The organism is Loktanella salsilacus (genome assembly GCF_024206795.1).
In the GTDB taxonomy this organism is placed as follows: Bacteria; Pseudomonadota; Alphaproteobacteria; order Rhodobacterales; family Rhodobacteraceae; genus Loktanella; species Loktanella salsilacus.
The window spans coordinates 356,081-373,156 of the sequence record NZ_CP072995.1 but is presented as its reverse complement, the minus strand read 5'-3'; the positions used below and the strand labels follow the sequence as shown (position 1 = coordinate 373,156).

General features: G+C 57.0%; 13 protein-coding genes. 2 read left to right on the top strand and 11 right to left on the bottom strand.

Going from position 1 to position 17,076, the window contains the following annotated elements; all coding sequences use genetic code 11:
- The first annotated feature begins 40 nt into the window (after positions 1-40).
- Complete coding sequence (locus KBW81_RS18105) at positions 41-808, top strand: IclR family transcriptional regulator domain-containing protein (protein ID WP_254249427.1); 768 nt, start codon at positions 41-43, stop codon at positions 806-808.
- A gap of 960 nt (positions 809-1,768) precedes the next feature.
- Entirely contained in the window at positions 1,769-1,966 is a 198-nt protein-coding gene (locus KBW81_RS18100; RefSeq protein WP_411914393.1) for an integrase core domain-containing protein, read from the top strand.
- 300 nt (positions 1,967-2,266) lie between these two features.
- Here the strand turns inward: KBW81_RS18100 and KBW81_RS18095 are convergent, their stop codons facing one another.
- The 11 genes from KBW81_RS18095 to KBW81_RS18045 all read right to left on the bottom strand — a co-directional run bounded on the left by KBW81_RS18095 (position 2,267) and on the right by KBW81_RS18045 (position 17,076).
- On the bottom strand, positions 2,267-3,334 hold the full coding sequence (locus KBW81_RS18095; RefSeq protein ID WP_254249161.1) for an alginate lyase family protein: 1,068 nt from the start codon (positions 3,332-3,334) through the stop codon (positions 2,267-2,269).
- Positions 3,335-3,338: 4 nt separating this feature from the next.
- On the bottom strand, positions 3,339-6,056 hold the full coding sequence (locus KBW81_RS18090) for a tetratricopeptide repeat protein (RefSeq protein ID WP_254249160.1): 2,718 nt from the start codon (positions 6,054-6,056) through the stop codon (positions 3,339-3,341).
- Positions 6,057-6,141: 85 nt separating this feature from the next.
- Positions 6,142-6,789: an alginate O-acetyltransferase AlgF gene (locus tag KBW81_RS18085; RefSeq protein ID WP_254249159.1), complete on the bottom strand. Its 648-nt coding sequence runs from the start codon at positions 6,787-6,789 to the stop codon at positions 6,142-6,144.
- Positions 6,786-7,973: an alginate O-acetyltransferase AlgX-related protein gene (locus KBW81_RS18080; protein ID WP_254249158.1), complete on the bottom strand. Its 1,188-nt coding sequence runs from the start codon at positions 7,971-7,973 to the stop codon at positions 6,786-6,788. Before KBW81_RS18080 ends, KBW81_RS18085 begins: the two co-directional genes overlap by 4 nt.
- Before the next feature lie 170 nt (positions 7,974-8,143).
- Positions 8,144-8,971 (bottom strand): hypothetical protein, encoded by an 828-nt coding sequence (locus KBW81_RS18075; RefSeq protein WP_254249157.1) that lies wholly within the window; start codon positions 8,969-8,971, stop codon positions 8,144-8,146.
- Positions 8,968-10,038: an alginate O-acetyltransferase AlgX-related protein gene (locus tag KBW81_RS18070; RefSeq protein WP_254249156.1), complete on the bottom strand. Its 1,071-nt coding sequence runs from the start codon at positions 10,036-10,038 to the stop codon at positions 8,968-8,970. Before KBW81_RS18070 ends, KBW81_RS18075 begins: the two co-directional genes overlap by 4 nt.
- Before the next feature lie 8 nt (positions 10,039-10,046).
- On the bottom strand, positions 10,047-11,495 hold the full coding sequence (locus KBW81_RS18065; RefSeq protein WP_254249155.1) for an MBOAT family O-acyltransferase: 1,449 nt from the start codon (positions 11,493-11,495) through the stop codon (positions 10,047-10,049).
- Positions 11,496-11,499: 4 nt separating this feature from the next.
- On the bottom strand, positions 11,500-12,972 hold the full coding sequence (locus KBW81_RS18060) for a right-handed parallel beta-helix repeat-containing protein (RefSeq protein WP_254249154.1): 1,473 nt from the start codon (positions 12,970-12,972) through the stop codon (positions 11,500-11,502).
- Positions 12,962-14,317 (bottom strand): mannose-1-phosphate guanylyltransferase, encoded by a 1,356-nt coding sequence (locus KBW81_RS18055; protein WP_254249153.1) that lies wholly within the window; start codon positions 14,315-14,317, stop codon positions 12,962-12,964. Before KBW81_RS18055 ends, KBW81_RS18060 begins: the two co-directional genes overlap by 11 nt.
- Before the next feature lie 169 nt (positions 14,318-14,486).
- Entirely contained in the window at positions 14,487-15,530 is a 1,044-nt protein-coding gene (locus KBW81_RS18050) for a hypothetical protein (RefSeq protein WP_254249152.1), read from the bottom strand.
- A gap of 76 nt (positions 15,531-15,606) precedes the next feature.
- Positions 15,607-17,076: a glycosyltransferase gene (locus KBW81_RS18045; protein ID WP_254249151.1), complete on the bottom strand. Its 1,470-nt coding sequence runs from the start codon at positions 17,074-17,076 to the stop codon at positions 15,607-15,609.

Genomic DNA, 17,076 nt, shown 5'->3' with positions numbered 1-17,076 from the left:
CATCTTGACATTTGTTCGGCTTGTGACCGATGTTGTGCGCATTGTGAACAAGCGGACAGATCATATTGCGGCCTTTGCAAAGGGGCTAAAGGTTATTGCCTGCTTTGGCGCGGATCGGTCACGGCTGTCGATTGCAGAGGTGGCCACCCTGACTGGCCTTGATCGGGCCACGGCGCGGCGTTGCCTGCTGACCCTGCACAACGAAGGCTATGCCGACTATGATGGCAAATTCTTTAAGCTGACGCCGCGGGTGCTGCGGCTGGGTCTGGGCGCGCTTGCTGCGATGCCGCTGGCGCAGATCGTGCAGCCTTGGTTGGATCAGCTGTCAGATCAGGTGGGCCAGTCCAGCAGCGTGTCCATTCTTGACGAGACAGAGATTGTCTACCTTGCCCGCGCGGCGCAGCGGCGTGTGATGTCCATCGGTTTGATGCCCGGCTCGCGGCTGCCGTGTCATTGCACCAGCATGGGCCGCGTGCTTTTGGCCGCACTGCCTGAGGCAGAGGCGAGAGCTTTATTGGACCGGTCCGATCTGACACCGCGCACCGTCCACAGCCTGACTGACCCGGCCGCCATCATGGAGGCAATCGCCGAGGTGCGCGCGCAGGGGCATTGCGTCATCGATCAAGAAATTGAAATTGGCCTGCGGTCTATCGCGGTGCCGGTGATGAGTGTCCGGGGGCAGGTTGTCGCCGCTTTGAACATAGGCGCGGCGGCGGTGCAGTCGGAACCGGCAGATCTGGTGCGTCTGTATCTGCCCCAGATGATGAAGATGCAGGCCGGATTGCGGCGGGTACTTGGACAGGGGTGAGTAAATAGCTCAGATGTCTGGGAATCATGATTGAAGGCGGCGACTCGTAAACGTGCGTTTGATAGACAATCGCCGGGCCGGTCCAAAAACGCCGATACGATGAGTATCTGGACAACCAGATTTATGGACAGGTTTACGGACGCCGGGCAGGCCCTAGCTCAGAAGCACTATACCGGCACTGTCTGTTGAATTGTGCGAGAAATTGACTCAGTTTTTCGAAGCGTCGTCACCCACCAGCTGTCATTAATCCCGCCAACTTTCCATGAGGTTATCATAACCCAGAGGGGTCAACGCGAAATGAAAAAACGCGTCAATTCGCCTTGGAATTCAACAGCCTTTCGCTGCGCCGTCCATGAAGGTCCGGTTTGGGTCGGAAGTGGCAACTTGGCTTCATCGCCGCACCGTAACGTGGGTGATTGGTCGCAAACAGTGTTCAAATCGCCCTCCCGCAACCAAATATACCCAGCAGTATCTCACTAGCCACCTACGGGTGGCCGTTTGCGTTGGGACTTCTGGTGTTGAAGCACGCAGCGTCAATGCGCAGCTATGGCGAACCGGATCCGAAGTTCGGTGGTTCCCGAAAACTGAACACTGACGTAAGCTCTGACTCGCTGTCTGCTGATCTTCACCACGATGGAGATCAAGGATTTCGAAATGAAAGCATCATGTACCAGAGTTCGAAGCGAAGGTGGTGCTTGAGGCGCTGAAAGGCGAGTAGGCCGTGGCTGAACTGGCGAGCAGGTTCGGGCGTGCATGCGGCGATGGTCAGGCAATCGAAACTTACGCGGCGTCCGGTACTTTTGAACGCGTTAGCCGCAAGATGTCGGTCAGGCGTCCACTTCTTAATGGACGGCAAGGGTCGATACTTGGGCTACATATTCATTGAATGGCTTGCCCTTGTCCGCCATTTTTCTATGGAAAATGGGCGAGCAGCGCACCCTGAAATAAGAGTGCGCCTATCTGCATGCTTGTGAGACCGGTTCTCAGGCTCGCGCGGGTGCCCAGAATTGTATGAAATTCTACAACCACCGCCGCCCACACAAGGCACTTGGCGGCCGAACGCCAGCGGTGGTCAACTCACTGAGTAGTCGAAATCCCAACCCGATCGGCAGGAGCAGATCGGAGCTAACAAGACGCCGAAACCTGTCCAGGGAATAGGGATCACCTCAACTTGATTTCAAAAATACCAAACATAGCGTCTACAAATCTAGGGGCACCTCGCATGCCATACTCACGGCAAAGCTCAGGCACGCCGCCTTCAGCTTGGGGCAGGAACGCAAGGATCTGGGGTTTGCTAAATCTTGTCAGATTCATCAGATTTTCCCCGGTTATTTTGCTAAGAAAACTCAGCATCTGGATCCCCATAGTTTTGGGGAAGATTACCCAGCGAAGTCATCATCCTATAAGACTATGGAATGCTCGATTTCGACTAATCCAATGCAGCTCCGATGAAATCTCCTACTGCCACAATAACCGCTGGTCACCGCCAAGCTTTGAGTTGGACAGATTTTCCGTCTTTTGCGCGCGATCAACCAAAGGGGAATTTGGAAACAGCGACACATAAGCTCCCAGAAACGCAAGCTCGTGGTCTTCTAGGGTCTCGGTCCCGTCAAAGTAGCTTTGGCGCGCACCGCTATATTCTTGTGTCAGTGCACCTTCTTGTTCGAAGTCGTTGAAGGCATAGTCCACAACGCGGGGCAAAGCATTGTTGCAACTGGTGGTCATGGGCAGACCGGCACGGTCAAGGCGCGCCGCGATGGTGACAAGCGGGGACAGGGCATGGAACTGGTAGTGCAGCCCATATGATCCGCGCTTTGTCTCCTGCGGTAGGCTGCCATCCTCGCGGGCTGTACATAGAATGCGCACGGCAGACGCGCTTGCCCACCAGACGAACGTGTCGGTGTTTGTCACTTCGCCGATATTAAGCAGTGCGAGCGCGGCCCAGGCGCGAAGGTTTCCCGTCCTTGCCCCTGATGTTGCTTCTTTTTCCCAAAACTCTAACTGTTCTTGCGCCCGCTGGATCAGCCATTGGTCCACGTCCGCGACCGCCTTTATGTCTGTGACAAGCGGCCGGACTTGGCGATACGCCTCGGCAATTGCACCAATGCGTGCGCCCATCGACAGGCGTGCTGTGAAACTATCCAGATCCGAAAGCGCGTCCGCACGCGCCCAAGTCGCAATTTGTGCAAGCACGCAGTCGGCTGCACCACTGGCAGCGGTTGGGTCGCTTTCGTTCAACACGCCATTGGAGCGGGCAACAAGGTCGCGGATAAAGTCGTCGACGGGGCGCAATGCCGCGTTAACCACTTCATTACTGTCGACGTCCAGCGTTGATCGCGTGTCGTCATCGTCGGTGTAGCGGCTTCCGTAATTTAGACTTATTACGGGCTCTGGCGCTGCGGCGCATTCGGCGTCAACCGCGAAGGCCGGGGTCGCAGTCATCGTGCCAGCGCTGCCAAGCATGACGCCAAGCGCGAGTGCGGGCAGTCCACTGGGCGTGCGTGTTCTTGAAAACTTCTGTGCCATGGCGTTAGCCTCCTCGGCTTAGTCGGATCAGACGCGTGATTTCGCCCGCTTTATGGCTTCCGCCGTCAGAGGCGCGCTCTAACCAGACGGTTGCCTGTACTGGATCTGCTGGAACCCCGATCCCAAAGGCGAGCGCTTCACCGTAGTCCGCCATCGCGGTAGCGTCGCCCCATTCGGCCGCTTGGCGTAGCCAGTCTGTGGCCGATGTCAGATCGGCCGGTCCCGTTGCATTGGCCATCAAATACTGACCGTAACTGCGCATGGAATACACGTCCCCGCCGCTTGCGGCGACGCGGTAAAGTTCAGGGATGTCGAGCGTTTTAGCGATCGCACTTTGCGTTGCATCATCGGCCTTGCGATAGCGTCCAAGATAGCCCGCCAAAAGCGGAATCCGTTCGGTGACCACTGCATCTGCTATAAGATCGACAGCCTTGTCAGGTGAAAAGGTTGCCAGTTCGGGGGACACACGCAGTTCGAATAGCTCTCGTCCGGCGGTATCGTCGCCCAAAGCATAGGAGCGTTCGAACATGTCAGCAGCAAGCGTGGCGCCGGAGGGACCTTCGAGATCGTAACGTGCCTTTGCAAGGTCAGTGATTGCCCATGTGTTATCTTCCATCAATGTCTGTGCGACATCGAGCCAGTGTCCCGTGCCGTCGCGGTCCCCGACTTGGCGGGTTACGCCTGCCATCAGCATGGCGTTCTTATAGTCGCATGGCATGATGCCGCGCGCTCTTTGCATCATGCGCTCTCGGTCTGGGCCGGTGACGTAGGGAATAGCGAACAATAGCGCTGAAAAATCGCCATCGACTTCGATGATATCCCGGTAAGTATCAAAGACAGCGCGGCGACCGTCATCGTCTTTTGCGAAGCCTGCGATAAGCTGGATGGCTTTACCGTAGCCCAGTTTTGCGATTTCGGTCAGCAAGGTCACCGCTTCGCCCTGCGCCTGCGCGGCCGCTGTGGGGTCGATTTGTGTGCGGCTATCAAGCAGTGCCTCTGCCAGAGTAAGCGCAGCGGAAGGACCAGACCGCTTGTATTCTTCGCGCAGAAGGCCAAATGCCGCGAGGCGTTGTTCTCGGTTTTCGGCAAGCTCGAATTCCAGCTTTGCAAGCGCGTTCAGCACGAGAGAGTAGCGGTCGGAATAGTCTGTCCAGAAGTCTTGCATTTCAGCATCGGCGAAGCCCGCGTATTCCAGCAGCTTTAGCCAACTCGCCAAAGCTGACGGGCGTCCATACAAGGCATGGGACTGCAAAGCAGCCAGGGTCAGGGGATCGTTGTCTGGCGACAGCGCGATGACCTCATGTGCCGATAGGTCGATGTTGGCTGTGGCAGTCGCTTGTTCAAGGGCCTGCCAATGCTGCGCCTCGGCAAGGCGGGGCGCGTCAACTGCACGGCAGGTGTAAGCCGAAAAGAGTGTCTTCAACGGGCTTATTCCACCGTTTACCGACACAGCTTTTGCAAGCAGGTTCACAGCCTGGTCAAAATCGGATGGGTCTGATGCCTGTGCGAGGATTAGATTTGCCAAACTGATCGTTCCATCCAGATCGCCAAGTTCCACCGCACGCTCTAGCAACTGACGGGCATGTTCTGTGCCGGCCCAGCGGCCTTCGGTTTCCAGCACCAGTTCTGACAGCCGGGTGAATGCCCATCCCGGTGGGTCCTGAAGTTTGGTCAGCGCGTCGAGCGCATCGACACGCCGGGACTGCTCGCTCGGATACTCAAGCGCGTAGCGTTCAAGGAAAAGCGCAACGCGTGTGAGGCCGGGCCGTTCGCCGTTGCTTGCCGCTTGTTCGTAAAGTGAAAGGGCTTTGTCGAGGTCTGGCTCAACGAGTGCACCGACCTCGTAAAGACGGCCAAGCTCTATCTGCGCATAAGGAAGACCGGCATCAGAGGCCATGTTGAGGTATTTCAGCAAGGTCGCATTGTCCCGCGCGAAGCCTTCGGCTTCGAGGTGGTATTCCACGACTTTCCATGCGGAATAGGCATCCCCTAAATCGGCTGTAAAGCGGAACCAATCATGCGCTAGTTGTGGGTCTTTTTGGACAATTTCGCCCGAGTGATACTCTCGTGCAATGCGTGCAGTGCGATCGCAGATGGTCGGGTTCAATTCACCGACAAGCGAGCCGAATGCCATGCTGACCGCAAGTTCCAATGGCACGTCCCATTCTTGGGGTGCAGTGCCGTTCAAAACCATCCCCGACAGCGTCAGCAACGCGTCTGCATTCCCTGCGTAGCCCGCAGAAATCAGCAGCGTATCGGACCGGGCTTCATCGCGGGGCACACCGATGCCATCGCGGTAATAGCGGGCCAACGCGGTGCGGGCGCGCGGGGAAAGTGCATCCCCGTAGGCGGCAAGTTCGGGCACAAGCTGTGCCTTCGTGAGCGTTTCAAAACGCCCCGCCACTTCCATCGCGGCAATGCGCGACATCAAGGCATTCTGGCCACCAAACGATGGATTGCGTGCCTCTAGTCGATCAATCATTTGCATTGATTTTTCGTACCATCGCACGCCATCAAGATGCATAAGACGATTGATGTCCCGTCTAATCAGGGTGCTATCCATATCGGGCAGCGCGCCGCCGTCCCATGCGCCCCATAAGCGGATCGTGTCTTCATCCGGGGGCCGCGCTGTGCAGATCGGTTCGATCTGGATGTTTGGCGGCTCAAAGCGAAAGTCGAGCCTAGCCCCATCCTGCGCAGCCAACGGATTGACGGCTGCCAAACTCAACGCCAGACCGCAGGGAACAGATAGAGTTAGTCTTTTAACATAATGACAGATCATGGCTGCGGCTCCCGAATTTTTAGCTTTATTTAAAATACGTGTTGGGGACGGCTGATGCTGAGAAACTACCGCCTTCTTCGCTTAGAACGATTGTGACACCCCCTTTGCGTTTCAAATCGACCGCATCGACGTTTGCGAGTTCCTCTTCGCCACTGCGCAGGTCGAAATCGAGCGTCAAAGGTGCCTTAAGCGCGACGGATTTCGTATGCGCTGCATCAACGCTTTCGATCGCAACGGCGTTGGCCAGCGGCACATACAAGTCGATGCCCGAGACTTCGGTGAGGTTGTAAACACTGACATCTGCTTTTGCGGGGCTCAAGGCGAGCATGTCCTCGATGACGTCTGGATCGGTGCCGTTTAGGCTGACGATCGTATAGTGTTTGGACGGCGCGACAGGGATTTCGATGCTCTGCCCAGACAGCATAACGGCCACTGTGCCCGGCATCACGTTGACATAGTCGGACAGGCCGGCGTGAAAATCCCGTACCGTTTTGCCGTCGATTGTTGCAAAGGCTTCGGCGGGCGCAAGCACGCGAATAAAGCTAGAATTAGGATCGTAGACATCCTCATAAAGCGCATCGTCGGCTGATCGTGCGGTACCGGGCACACTTGCGATAAGGGCGGCCGCGGCGGGCAGGGCTATTGCCATGAATACAGATCTAAAGCTCATCATGATTTTTCCTCTTGATGTGGCAACGGGTGACAGACGTAGAGTCGCGCGTCGGCGCCAAAGGGCGCGGACAGATCAATGCGCACCTGCTGCGCGCCATCGGGCCAAAGTCCGGTCATCGGCATATAAAACCGACCGGTCCGGCGCAGGCGTTCCCCGCGGCGCAGTGCCTTAAGGCGTTCGCCGCCGTTGGCAGAGACGAAGGTGTAATCCACTTCGAGGGCCGTACTGCCACCCGTATCAAGGAAGAGTGTGTCCGATGCGTCCAGCCCGCTGACATCTGCGGTGACTGACAGGCGGTCCTTTGCAATCGCAACAGGACGCTCTGCCGCGCAGTTGTTTGCGGCTGCCGCAATCAATTCGCGCAAGGGTTGGTCGCCGTATTGCGCCAGATTGTTGTAGATTGGGTTTTCCCAAACCAAGAATGCCGGCGGCGCCTCTTGGAATTCAGCCGATGTCATATAGGACGTAATCGCTCCGTACTGGTTGCCCCCGGTAATCGCAAAATTCACGACCTCTAGGCTGGTATGCTGTGCAATCCAGTTCGGGAAATTGTTGATGGGGCTGTCAGAGAATGATGTGCCCACGAGCACGATTGGAATAGTATCGGCGGTCTGCCCGAAAATATCGGGGTCGGCGTCAGCACTGTCGCCGACCCCGATATCGAGGCCACTGTCATTGCCAACAGGCTGGGTGTTCCACGTCATCGTGATGGGCTCTGGCAAGGTATCGGTGCAACGTGTCTGCAAAACGCGCCGCATGCCGGAAAATGCCGTCTCTTCGGCCACCGGTTCGGTTGTGAACTGGGTGACAGGAAGCGTTTCGTAAAACGGATGCGCCTTGATCACATCAGCAATCGCAGCGGCACCGAGGTTGGCACCATAGGCGGACCAGTGAAAATCAGAGTTGAAAAACGGCAATTTGCCCGGCTCTGCTTTTAGCAGCGCTTGCCGGATATCGACGGTCAGAACGCCCGCAGCGGTAAGGCGGTCCAACACATCGTCATGAACGGCGCTCGCGACATTCAGGTCGAACCCATACAGACGCGCCTGCTCAGACAGGTCGCCGGGCATCGAGACGCTTTTTGTTGGGATCGGCGCAAAGACAAGCGTTGTTCCGCGACTTTCCAGCGCGCGAGACAACTCAGCTAAGTGATCAACAATTGCTGCAGAAAACGGATGATTCATCCTGATATCGGTATTGATGCGATAGAAAACGCCGTGCTTTCCTTCAATCGCAGGAAGCTCTCGGTTGTCTTCAAGGCCAGAACAGCCAAACGCGCTTTGTGCATGAAGGCTGGTCGCTGTGAAAACGCTACACATTGCTATCGTGGCGCAAGTCAGTCTCATCTGGTGTCTCACGGTGTGATCTCCCCTAGTGTGTTGACTTGAAGTGCAAAGCTTTGATCGGGTCGCAGCGCCGCGACCCGCGCTTCGACGAGTGGCAGCAAATTTTGCGAGATGAGCCGTGTGCGAAGGCTGTCCGAGTCTTCGGCGCGCAGAAGATATTGGCGGGCTTTTTGTAGCTCGGCAGGCGTCGGGCTATCTGAATGTAATATTTCTGATGCCAGCTGCAGGGCCACGGCATGTGCAGCTGGCCCATCGGTTTCAACTAGGATCCGGTCCAGCTCTGCGCGCATATCTGTGAATGGGGTGTTTCGAGCGTGGTAGCGAAGTACCGCCTCTAACGCTGGCGCACTGCCTGCGTTCGCATATGTGACAAGAATATTCCGTAAGTTAGCCAGCCGTCCGGGCGTGGTCGTCGCCGGGTCAAGCGCGTCTAATGCTTTGATGAAGCCATAAATCGCGCCGCCACGGCCGGTCGCGGCCGCGATCCCGTAATAGTGCGCTGCATGTGCCGCCAGCCCTGGTTTGGCCACGAAATCCAGCCGTTTGGCGTACTGAAACGCGGCGTTGCCATCCATCAGGTCAGCAAGATCGCGCAGGGTGGAATCCCGCAAGGCGACGTTGGCGGATAATGCCTTGCGTGCTTGCACAAGCCTCGGCGGCAATTGGTCAGACCGCGTGATGCCCGTTACCATAACAACCGAAACCTGCGGCGCATCCTGATCAACAGCCGTGAAGCCAGTAAGCAGAGCGCCCGGTTCGCAAAGTGCGGGGGCGGCAGACAGGAAAACCAAGCCGAAGGCCACGGCACCCAATCCACTACAGTGACGACCGTTCATACCCGATCCTCCGCCCCGGTTGTCAGCATGGCCGGATCGGTCAGGTACCGCACTGGGATTTCCCAGATCACCTGCGCCGCGCCATCTAATGGGTCGCGCTTGGTCATGTAACTTTGCATCGGCGCAAATGGGCCTTTGCCCTCTTCGGCGTAGTTGATGACGTCCCGATGCAACGCCAGTTTCAAGGCTTCGGCAAAGCTCCAGTTTGGATTTGCGCTGTATGACGTGCCAACAAGATCAACCTTTTCAGAGCCTTCCGCGCTGTTGCCAAAAATATCCACGACGCCGCCATCCGTCGCCTGAACTATGGCGCGGTATGGCGTCACCTGCTCTGGCGCGAGGCCAATGCGCGGCGCAAGAGCGTCGGATGTGACGTAAGTCACTAAGTCGCCCGCAAATTTCGTCGTCGCGTCTGTCTGGGTCGAAAATTGTTCGGTCCCGCCTGTCAGCGTTTCGCTGCTGGCAATCAGTTGGGCCACGGCAGATGCCCCTTCTGGGGTCCAGTGTGTGTCTGTTATCAAAAACGGCTGGGACAGCGGCAAAAGTGCAGGGCGTGTGTCGATCGCCTGAATACCAAGTTCATTCAGATCCTGCAGAAATGCGCTGTAGAAAAGTTCGAGGCGGCGGGATTCGTCCGCGTCGGGGCTTTGCGCCCGCAACAGATCGACCTTGGCGGGCAGGGGGGCTACCAGCAACTCAACGCCCTGTGCCTGCAGATCATTGGCGACCGCTGCAATTTCAAGCAACGCCTTCTTATACGTCAATGGATCGGGGGCGCGGAACTCTTCTGACGTGAAAAGCGTGCCGCCCCGCCCGACAACAACGCCGGGTCGGCCTTCGTCCAACAGCACATAGCGGGCGGCACCGATCAGCCCGACAGCTGGCACCTTATGTGGAAGGCTATCGCGATAAAGGGTGTCGATGTCATGTGTGATCTTGCCGTCGAACACGCCTTCAAGGACCGGCATCGGTGTGTCGGGCATATTGAAAAGTGTAAGGTTGGCCGCAATGGCATAGCCAAAGAAGGCGGCGGGGACTGTGGCTTTCAGGGCAAGCGAAAGTGTCATGTCTAACCTCAGAATTGGAAATAGAGGAAGGGTGAGAAGTTCTGCTCGGCAAGCTTCAGGACCGTCAGCATTCCGACGGCAAGAACGAAAGAGGACAGCGCCAATTGCGACGTCGTGCTGATCGCCGCGGGCCCGCTGCCGCGTTGCATCAGGCTTGCCTGAGGCGCATCTGCAAGAAAGCCCGCGATATGCGGTTCTGCCCAGGCGACAATGATGGCGATTACCATCAGAGCAACGCTTTCGCGGGTGACATCCAGCCACAGCGCCTGATCGCCGGCCCATCCATTTGCGCCAAGCATCGCGGCATAAATTTCAAAACCCTGCCCTACGTCGATGGCGCGGAACATCACCCAGCCAATCAGAACACACAGCAGCGTCCAAGGGAGCGACCAGGTCAATCCAGAGGCGCGGCGATCGTATCCCGTCGCACGTTCAAGCGCGAGAAATCCGCCATGCCAAAGGCCCCATAAAACAAAGGTCCAGTTGGCACCGTGCCACAAACCGCCAAGCACCATCACAAGCATGAGGTTCAGGTAGGTGCGGGCGCTTCCCTTGCGGTTGCCGCCGAGCGAAATGTAAAGGTAATCGCGCAGCCAGTTTGATAGGGAAATATGCCAGCGGCGCCAGAATTCGGTGATTGATCTGGATATATAAGGGTAGCGAAAGTTTTCGGCGAAAGTGAAGCCCATCATCTTGCCAAGGCCAATTGCCATATCGGAATAGCCGGAAAAGTCGAAGTAAAGCTGAAGCATGTAGGCCATCGCGCCAAGCCAAGCGAGCGTCACCCCCACATCCGCGGAATTGTCGAAGGCCAAGTTTGCCAGTGGCGCGACGGCGTCGGCTAGCAAAACCTTTTTCGCAAGTCCGATCAGAAACCGCGCCATCCCGTCAGAGAACATTTCTAGTGAATGCGAACGCTCTTTGAATTGGTCCTCTAGATCCTTGTAGCGCAGGATTGGTCCTGCAATCAGTTGCGGGAATAGGGCGATAAATGCTGCAAAATCTATAAAGCGCGCATCGGCACGCGCATCGCCCCGCCAGACATCAATCAAAAAGCTTAACGCCTGAAACACGTAAAATGAGATGCCGATTGGCAGCAGAAGTCGCCAATGAACCCCAAGACCCGCAGCGTCCGTCCCGACCAGCGCTGCAAAGCTGTCGATGAAGAAGTTGAGGTATTTGAAAACGCCAAGCACACCAAGGCATCCAGCGACCCCTAAGGCCAACCATGCTTTGCCGCGCGCGGTGCCGCGGTTTGCTGCGATGCGTTGACCGACAAGGTAAGCAAACCCTGTCGTCAGGAACAGCAAGCCCAAGAAGTCGACCCGCCACCATGCGTAGAAAATATAAGACCCGACGAGGATGGTATAGGATTTCGCCTTCCAAGGCGTCAGGTAATAGGCCGCCAGAAACACAGGCAGAAACAGAAACAGAAAGGACTCTGACGAGAAAACCATGGTCTCAGCTCTCCTCTGCTTGGGTGCAGGTGATGGGTGGCACGAGGTTCGGATCGGTTCCGCCGGCTTGCAAAACGAGCGGGGCGGAGCCTGTAAGGTTGGCAGTGAGGGTCGCGATGCTGCCTGATAGATCGCCTTTCAGGAAACGCGGAAACTGCTGGGAAAAGTCATTGGCGTCCAAATGGATTTCGGCAGGGGCTGCAGTTGAAATGCCCACGCGGTTTCCGGCGATGCGGTTTCGCGCAAGTGTCAGAACTGTCCCGTCGGGCTGTTCTGCTACGAATAGGCCGGCGTTGCGCGATCCCAGGACGCTGCTGTCCGTCAATTGGGTTGCGCGTGTGCGCCGCAGGGAAACGCCTTTTTGACCGGGGAACAGGACTGACACGTGACTAATTGCGACGCAATCGGACCGATCTACGGACAGACCGATCTTAGCCGCATTCCAAATCGTTACGTCATTTAGGCGGGTCGCATGGCTAGAGATATTAACGCGGATGCCGTTTAATCCGGCTTCATAGATTTCAATGTCGTTGACGTGCGTTCCGACAGAACCGTGCGTAATACGCAAAGCATCGCCGCCGGAATTGATAAACAGATTTTGCGAAACCTGTGCAGTTTGTGTCTGGCGTAGTTCAAGGGCATTGCCACTGCTATGGTCAAAAATTGAACCGACAATCTTAGGCGACTGCAGCCCGTCGAATTGGGTCGACATAACATCGCGCAGCAACGTGTCTTGGATCGATGACACGTCTTCGGGGCGATACAGCCCCGCTTCGATTGCAGCAAATCCGGAAAAGGCTGGCGCGCTGCCAAACCCTAACGATTGGATGACGGCGCCCCGAACGTCGAAGCTCCCGGTGCCGAGCGTGGTGAAAAAGGGACGAAATTCAGGGATGTTCGCGTTTTCCGTCCCCGTCCCAATAATGCTGCCGCCGATGACTTCCATGCGGCCGAAATTAATCAAAAAAGCTCCGCTGGCGCGGTCGAGCATGAGCGTATCTGCGATCGTCAAACGGGCACCGGCTTGAATGACCAATGGAATGGTCAAACCATCCGCGCCATAGAACCCCATATCGGTGGCCGTCTTGATGACAGTCGGTAAGTCTGCATCACCTTTTTGGATTGAGAGAGCCTTGAGGCGCCCTTGCGGTTGCGCGCGCAGGACCGACAGCTGGTCGTTTGTCCCGGTGGCGCGGGCCATTTCGATCAGAATAAATCGAAGGTCGATTAAGTCGAATTCTGCCGAAGGGGCTGATGCCTGCGGGGGGGGTGCTGTCAGCGCGTGCCCCGCACGCGCCAGCATTTGTTCCGGCGAGACAATGCCAGCAACTTGTATTGCGTGATCTTCATAGTCGGCCTGCGCTTGGGACAGGATCTGCTCAACGGGTTCGGCCAAGATCCCGCTTGGGGCCAAGCAAGCCGAAGCCAGTAACAGACTAGCCCTAAATGCCGATGAAGACCGCAAATCACGAGACATGTGTCGGTACCTGGGCAAAGGACTTGGCTGGGCCCGCCATGATTGACGAATTCATCGTCATCAGCAGAACCTCAGCGGTTTTGTCGCTGAAGTTTGTCACTCTGCTAAGCACCTGAGTGTCCAATGTGGCGTGTTCGCCGGGCGACAGTTTGCGCCGCTGCAATCCATCGAACATGTCGACGTTGCCTTCCACCATGATCAGGCGGCGGCCCGGAAGCGGGTCGATTTCCAGCGTGTTTCCGGCGTACAGGCGAAGAATGGACATGTCGAAGGCACCGGACCGCATCAAATTGCTCGACTGACCCCACGCATGTTCGCGGCGCCGGTGGCGGCTTGCCTCGACGCGTTCCTCTTTGCGCAAGGTTTCGACAATTTTTTTGACATCTTGGCACCGGCCGCGCTGCGTCACCAGAAGGGCGTCAGGTGTGTCGATGACGATGACGCCAGGAACACCGACGAGCGCGACAAGGCGATCTTGCGAGTGGACAAGTGCGCCTTCGGTATCTGTCGCGATGACATCCCCATGAAAGACGTTTCCTTGGGCGTCAGGTCTGCCGATACCGTGGATCGAGGTCCATGATCCGACGTCATTCCAGACCAAATATGCGGGACATAGGACGACGCGTTCAGAGTTCTCGAAGACGATGCGCTCGGTGGGCTCGCTGCGGGCACGGCGCAATGCGTCCGTGTTCAAATGCAGCTCTCCGGTGCGCTTTTCCCCTTTTTCGCAGGATGTCACGACGGCGTCATAGGTCTTGCGATCACATCGGCGCATTTCACTGATAATCGTTTCGGCAGCGAACAGCGAAATGCCTGATGCCCAAAAGGCATCGCCCGTTGCGACCAACGCAGTCGCCTGTTTGAGGGGTGGTTTTTCGACAAAGTGTGCAACCCGCCGAAGGCCCGGATGGGTCGCAAAAGCGCCGCCATCGACGATATATCCATAACCCGTTTCGGGGTAGGTGGGGGTAATGCCGAAAAGAACGATGCGGCCGTCGTGGGCTGCCTGCACCGGCCCAGAAATCACGCCGTCCATATCACCAGAAATGACGTGGTCGGACGGCAGGACAAGCATCAACGATTTTGAATCAGTTTGTGCGATTTTTAACGCTGCAGCCAAAACGGCTGGGCCTGTGTTGCGGGCCACGGGTTCTGCGATGATCGTTGCAGAACACTGCAATTCTGCAAGCTGGCGGCGCACGGTTGTCAGATGGGTGACGGATGTGACGACGATCGGCGCGTCGTATATTCCAGAGCGGTGCCGTTGAACTGTTGTTTGAAAGAAGCTGAGCGAACCGGGTCCGTCAACGGGGTGAAATTGCTTTGGGCTTTGGCTGCGGGACATGGGCCAGAGGCGCGTTCCGCTGCCTCCGCAAAGAATGACTGGGACGATCTTAGACATCTCGATCTCCAAATATCGGCGCCATCAAGACGCGGGAGGTTTAGGTGAAGGATCACTTGAAAATTCAGGCGGTCTTAAATGTGGTTCCGTGCTTAATGCGTGTCGGTGTTTGCTAAAGTTGAAATTGGTCCGGCAGCAGCTGACGCTGAAACCGCAGGCGCGCGGGGGTTCCTGGTGCGACTGAAATGTCTTCAGGAAGGACGACTGTTACCGGCTGCATGTCAGAGTTGGCATTTTCGACCGGTAACAATTCAAGTGTGACGGGGACCACGCGCCCATCCGTCAGGACCAGTTCCGCGTGATCGCCATTAAGAAGACGCGCGGTGCCCTCGAATGTAATTTCCGTAGTGGCGGTGACGCGGGTGTCATCGGTCGTCAGCTGAACAAGCGCTGCGCCCGGCAGGACGGTGGCGCCGATGACAAAAGCGTCGCTTGGCGTGACATCGCAGTCGCAAGGCATTCGGACGCTTAATAGATCGCCGGAATTAGCTAGGATCGAGTAGACGACGTCGCCTTCGGCAGCTTGAGCGTCCACATATGAAATTTGGCCGGCCGCTGTCGCGCGCAAAAGCTGCCCTTTTTGGACGACCTGAACCGGACGCGGCTCGTACGCGTAAATGACGCGTTCGCTGATTACTCCGGCGGCCAGAAATACCAGACCAGCGGTCAGGGCCAGAACAACTGCCTTGCGCCCAATGCGGCCGAGCCGTTGGATAGCGCCGGGCTGCCCCTCTGTACTGGCGGCCTTCATCTTTATCGGGCCGGTGTAGGATAGCATCCCAGCGATCGACACGACGTCACCAGCGATAAAGCTGTTCAGAAGATAGCGCATGGCAGGAAGGTGCTGCCCGGTCGGGTTCGCAAAAACGAAAATGACCTCGGCGTCCTCGGAACGGTCGGCCACGCCGACGACAACATCCACCGGAAAGCTGACTGTGAACCCTTCAAGGTCAAACCGTAGGGTTGCTATGACTTGGTGACCATCAAGGTTTGGATTCACAAGGCCGGTCGCAACAGCGCGGGTCACTGACAGGCTTTCGCCCTTTAATTTGCGCCCTTCTAGGATGATCGCGAACGGAAGACGGACTTGAGGATGTTCGCCTTCGTATGCAAAATTTGGCGGCAGCTCTGGAACGTTGGTCTGAGCGTCGGACATCGTGATGCTCCTTTTGAAAAATGGGGCGTAATTGGGTTTTAAGAAAAAGATCGGATCTTTGACGAATAGGGGCGGATCAGAACATCCCGGCGAACCAGAATAGCCCAAGTGTCAGCCAACCAATTGTGAGGGCGTGCATGTGCAACGAACCGGCGGCACTTACGCGCTGCGCAAAACTAGGGCGGGGGCCGCTGCTGCTGGATTGACGCGTCCAACGCTGGCGGTCGAGCCGGAAACAAACGTAGCTTTTAACCAATGCGCCAAACAATTGACCGAAATAGAGCAGGAAGGGGTAAGTGATTGGAAACCCTGCACGACCGCGAAATAGTGTGATCGCCCAGACGAAGAAGTAGCGCGTCAGCATGACCCATGCGATGTAGGCGGGCAAAACGGACAGGTCGAAGATCAGGGCAGCGGTCAAGGCGAGGATTGGACCAGAGAGAGTCGTCCAGATCGACACGCGCTGATCAAGGATTGACCACCAAGTGAAATAGCCGATGCGCGATGGCGGCAGTTGCAGCGCGCGGCCGTTGGTCCGCATCATATTTCCGAACCAGCGCACCATGAGCACTGAAGCGCTGTCGAAAAACCCTGGCTTGGGCTGCGTTTCGGCGGACAATGACTGCACGTCGGGCAGGTAAATCATCTGGTAGCCCTCACGCATCAACCAAAACCATGTCGATTTGTCGTCGCCTGTTAGAAAGTTGACCCTGCCAAGGCGCCAGTGCTCGATGAAATCGGATTGGACCATAGATATAAAGTCGGGGTCCGTCGCCAGGCTGGCCCGAAAGACGGACATGCGCCCTGTCAGAGTGAGAACTCTTTTGGACAGCCCCATAGAGCACATCATGACCTGCCGTTGGTCAAAGCGAAGGCTGAACCAGTCACGAAACAAGCCTGGCTTGGGGATGTCTACAGCTTCATCAGTCGTCAAAGCGCCAACCTTGGGATCGGTAAAGACTGGCGCGGCCCGTGCCACCAAATCCTGAGGTACGCAGCTGTCACCATCGACGAAGATGACAATATCATGCGCCGTCGGGGCCTGCCGCGCTATCAACTGAAGGCTTCGGGCAAGGGCGTCCCGTTTCCCGGTGCCGGGAATGCGGTCTAGGATCAGTTCGACATCCGCGTCTGGATTGCAAATGCGGCTGGCTGCGAAAAGCTGGCGAATGAGCCTTTCGTCTGACCCATCAACAACAGAGGCCACGATCGTTGCGCCGTCCCGTGCGATTTCAGCGGCCTCAAATACCGATCGGTAGACCGGCATCGTGACCTCGGGTTCGATCTTGTATGACGTCACAAGAAAGAACGCGCGCGACGGTGTGCCTGCTTTGGCGAACCGCTGTTCCGCACGGGCGCGCCGCCGCGGGTGGGCGACGCGCCGAAACCAGATGGCGCGCGTGTAGTTGATCGCCGCCCAGCTATAGCGCCACAGGCCAAGAGCACCGACCACCATTGCCGCCTCTTTGGCCTGACCAAGCATGTTTGACGATGCCATGGATGCCAAAATGATGATCGTCGAAAGGTAGGCGAGATGTCCCAGCAC

Bases quoted from the DNA above. Each gene is read 5' to 3' on its own strand.
- KBW81_RS18095 (WP_254249161.1), bottom strand. From the start codon at position 3,334: ATGGCACAGAAGTTTTCAAGAACACGCACGCCCAGTGGACTGCCCGCA.
- KBW81_RS18085 (WP_254249159.1), bottom strand. From the start codon at position 6,789: ATGATGAGCTTTAGATCTGTATTCATGGCAATAGCCCTGCCCGCCGCG.
- KBW81_RS18080 (WP_254249158.1), bottom strand. From the start codon at position 7,973: ATGAATCATCCGTTTTCTGCAGCAATTGTTGATCACTTAGCTGAGTTG.
- KBW81_RS18075 (WP_254249157.1), bottom strand. From the start codon at position 8,971: ATGAACGGTCGTCACTGTAGTGGATTGGGTGCCGTGGCCTTCGGCTTG.
- KBW81_RS18070 (WP_254249156.1), bottom strand. From the start codon at position 10,038: ATGACACTTTCGCTTGCCCTGAAAGCCACAGTCCCCGCCGCCTTCTTT.
- KBW81_RS18065 (WP_254249155.1), bottom strand. From the start codon at position 11,495: ATGGTTTTCTCGTCAGAGTCCTTTCTGTTTCTGTTTCTGCCTGTGTTT.
- KBW81_RS18060 (WP_254249154.1), bottom strand. From the start codon at position 12,972: ATGTCTCGTGATTTGCGGTCTTCATCGGCATTTAGGGCTAGTCTGTTA.
- KBW81_RS18055 (WP_254249153.1), bottom strand. From the start codon at position 14,317: ATGTCCCGCAGCCAAAGCCCAAAGCAATTTCACCCCGTTGACGGACCC.
- KBW81_RS18050 (WP_254249152.1), bottom strand. From the start codon at position 15,530: ATGTCCGACGCTCAGACCAACGTTCCAGAGCTGCCGCCAAATTTTGCA.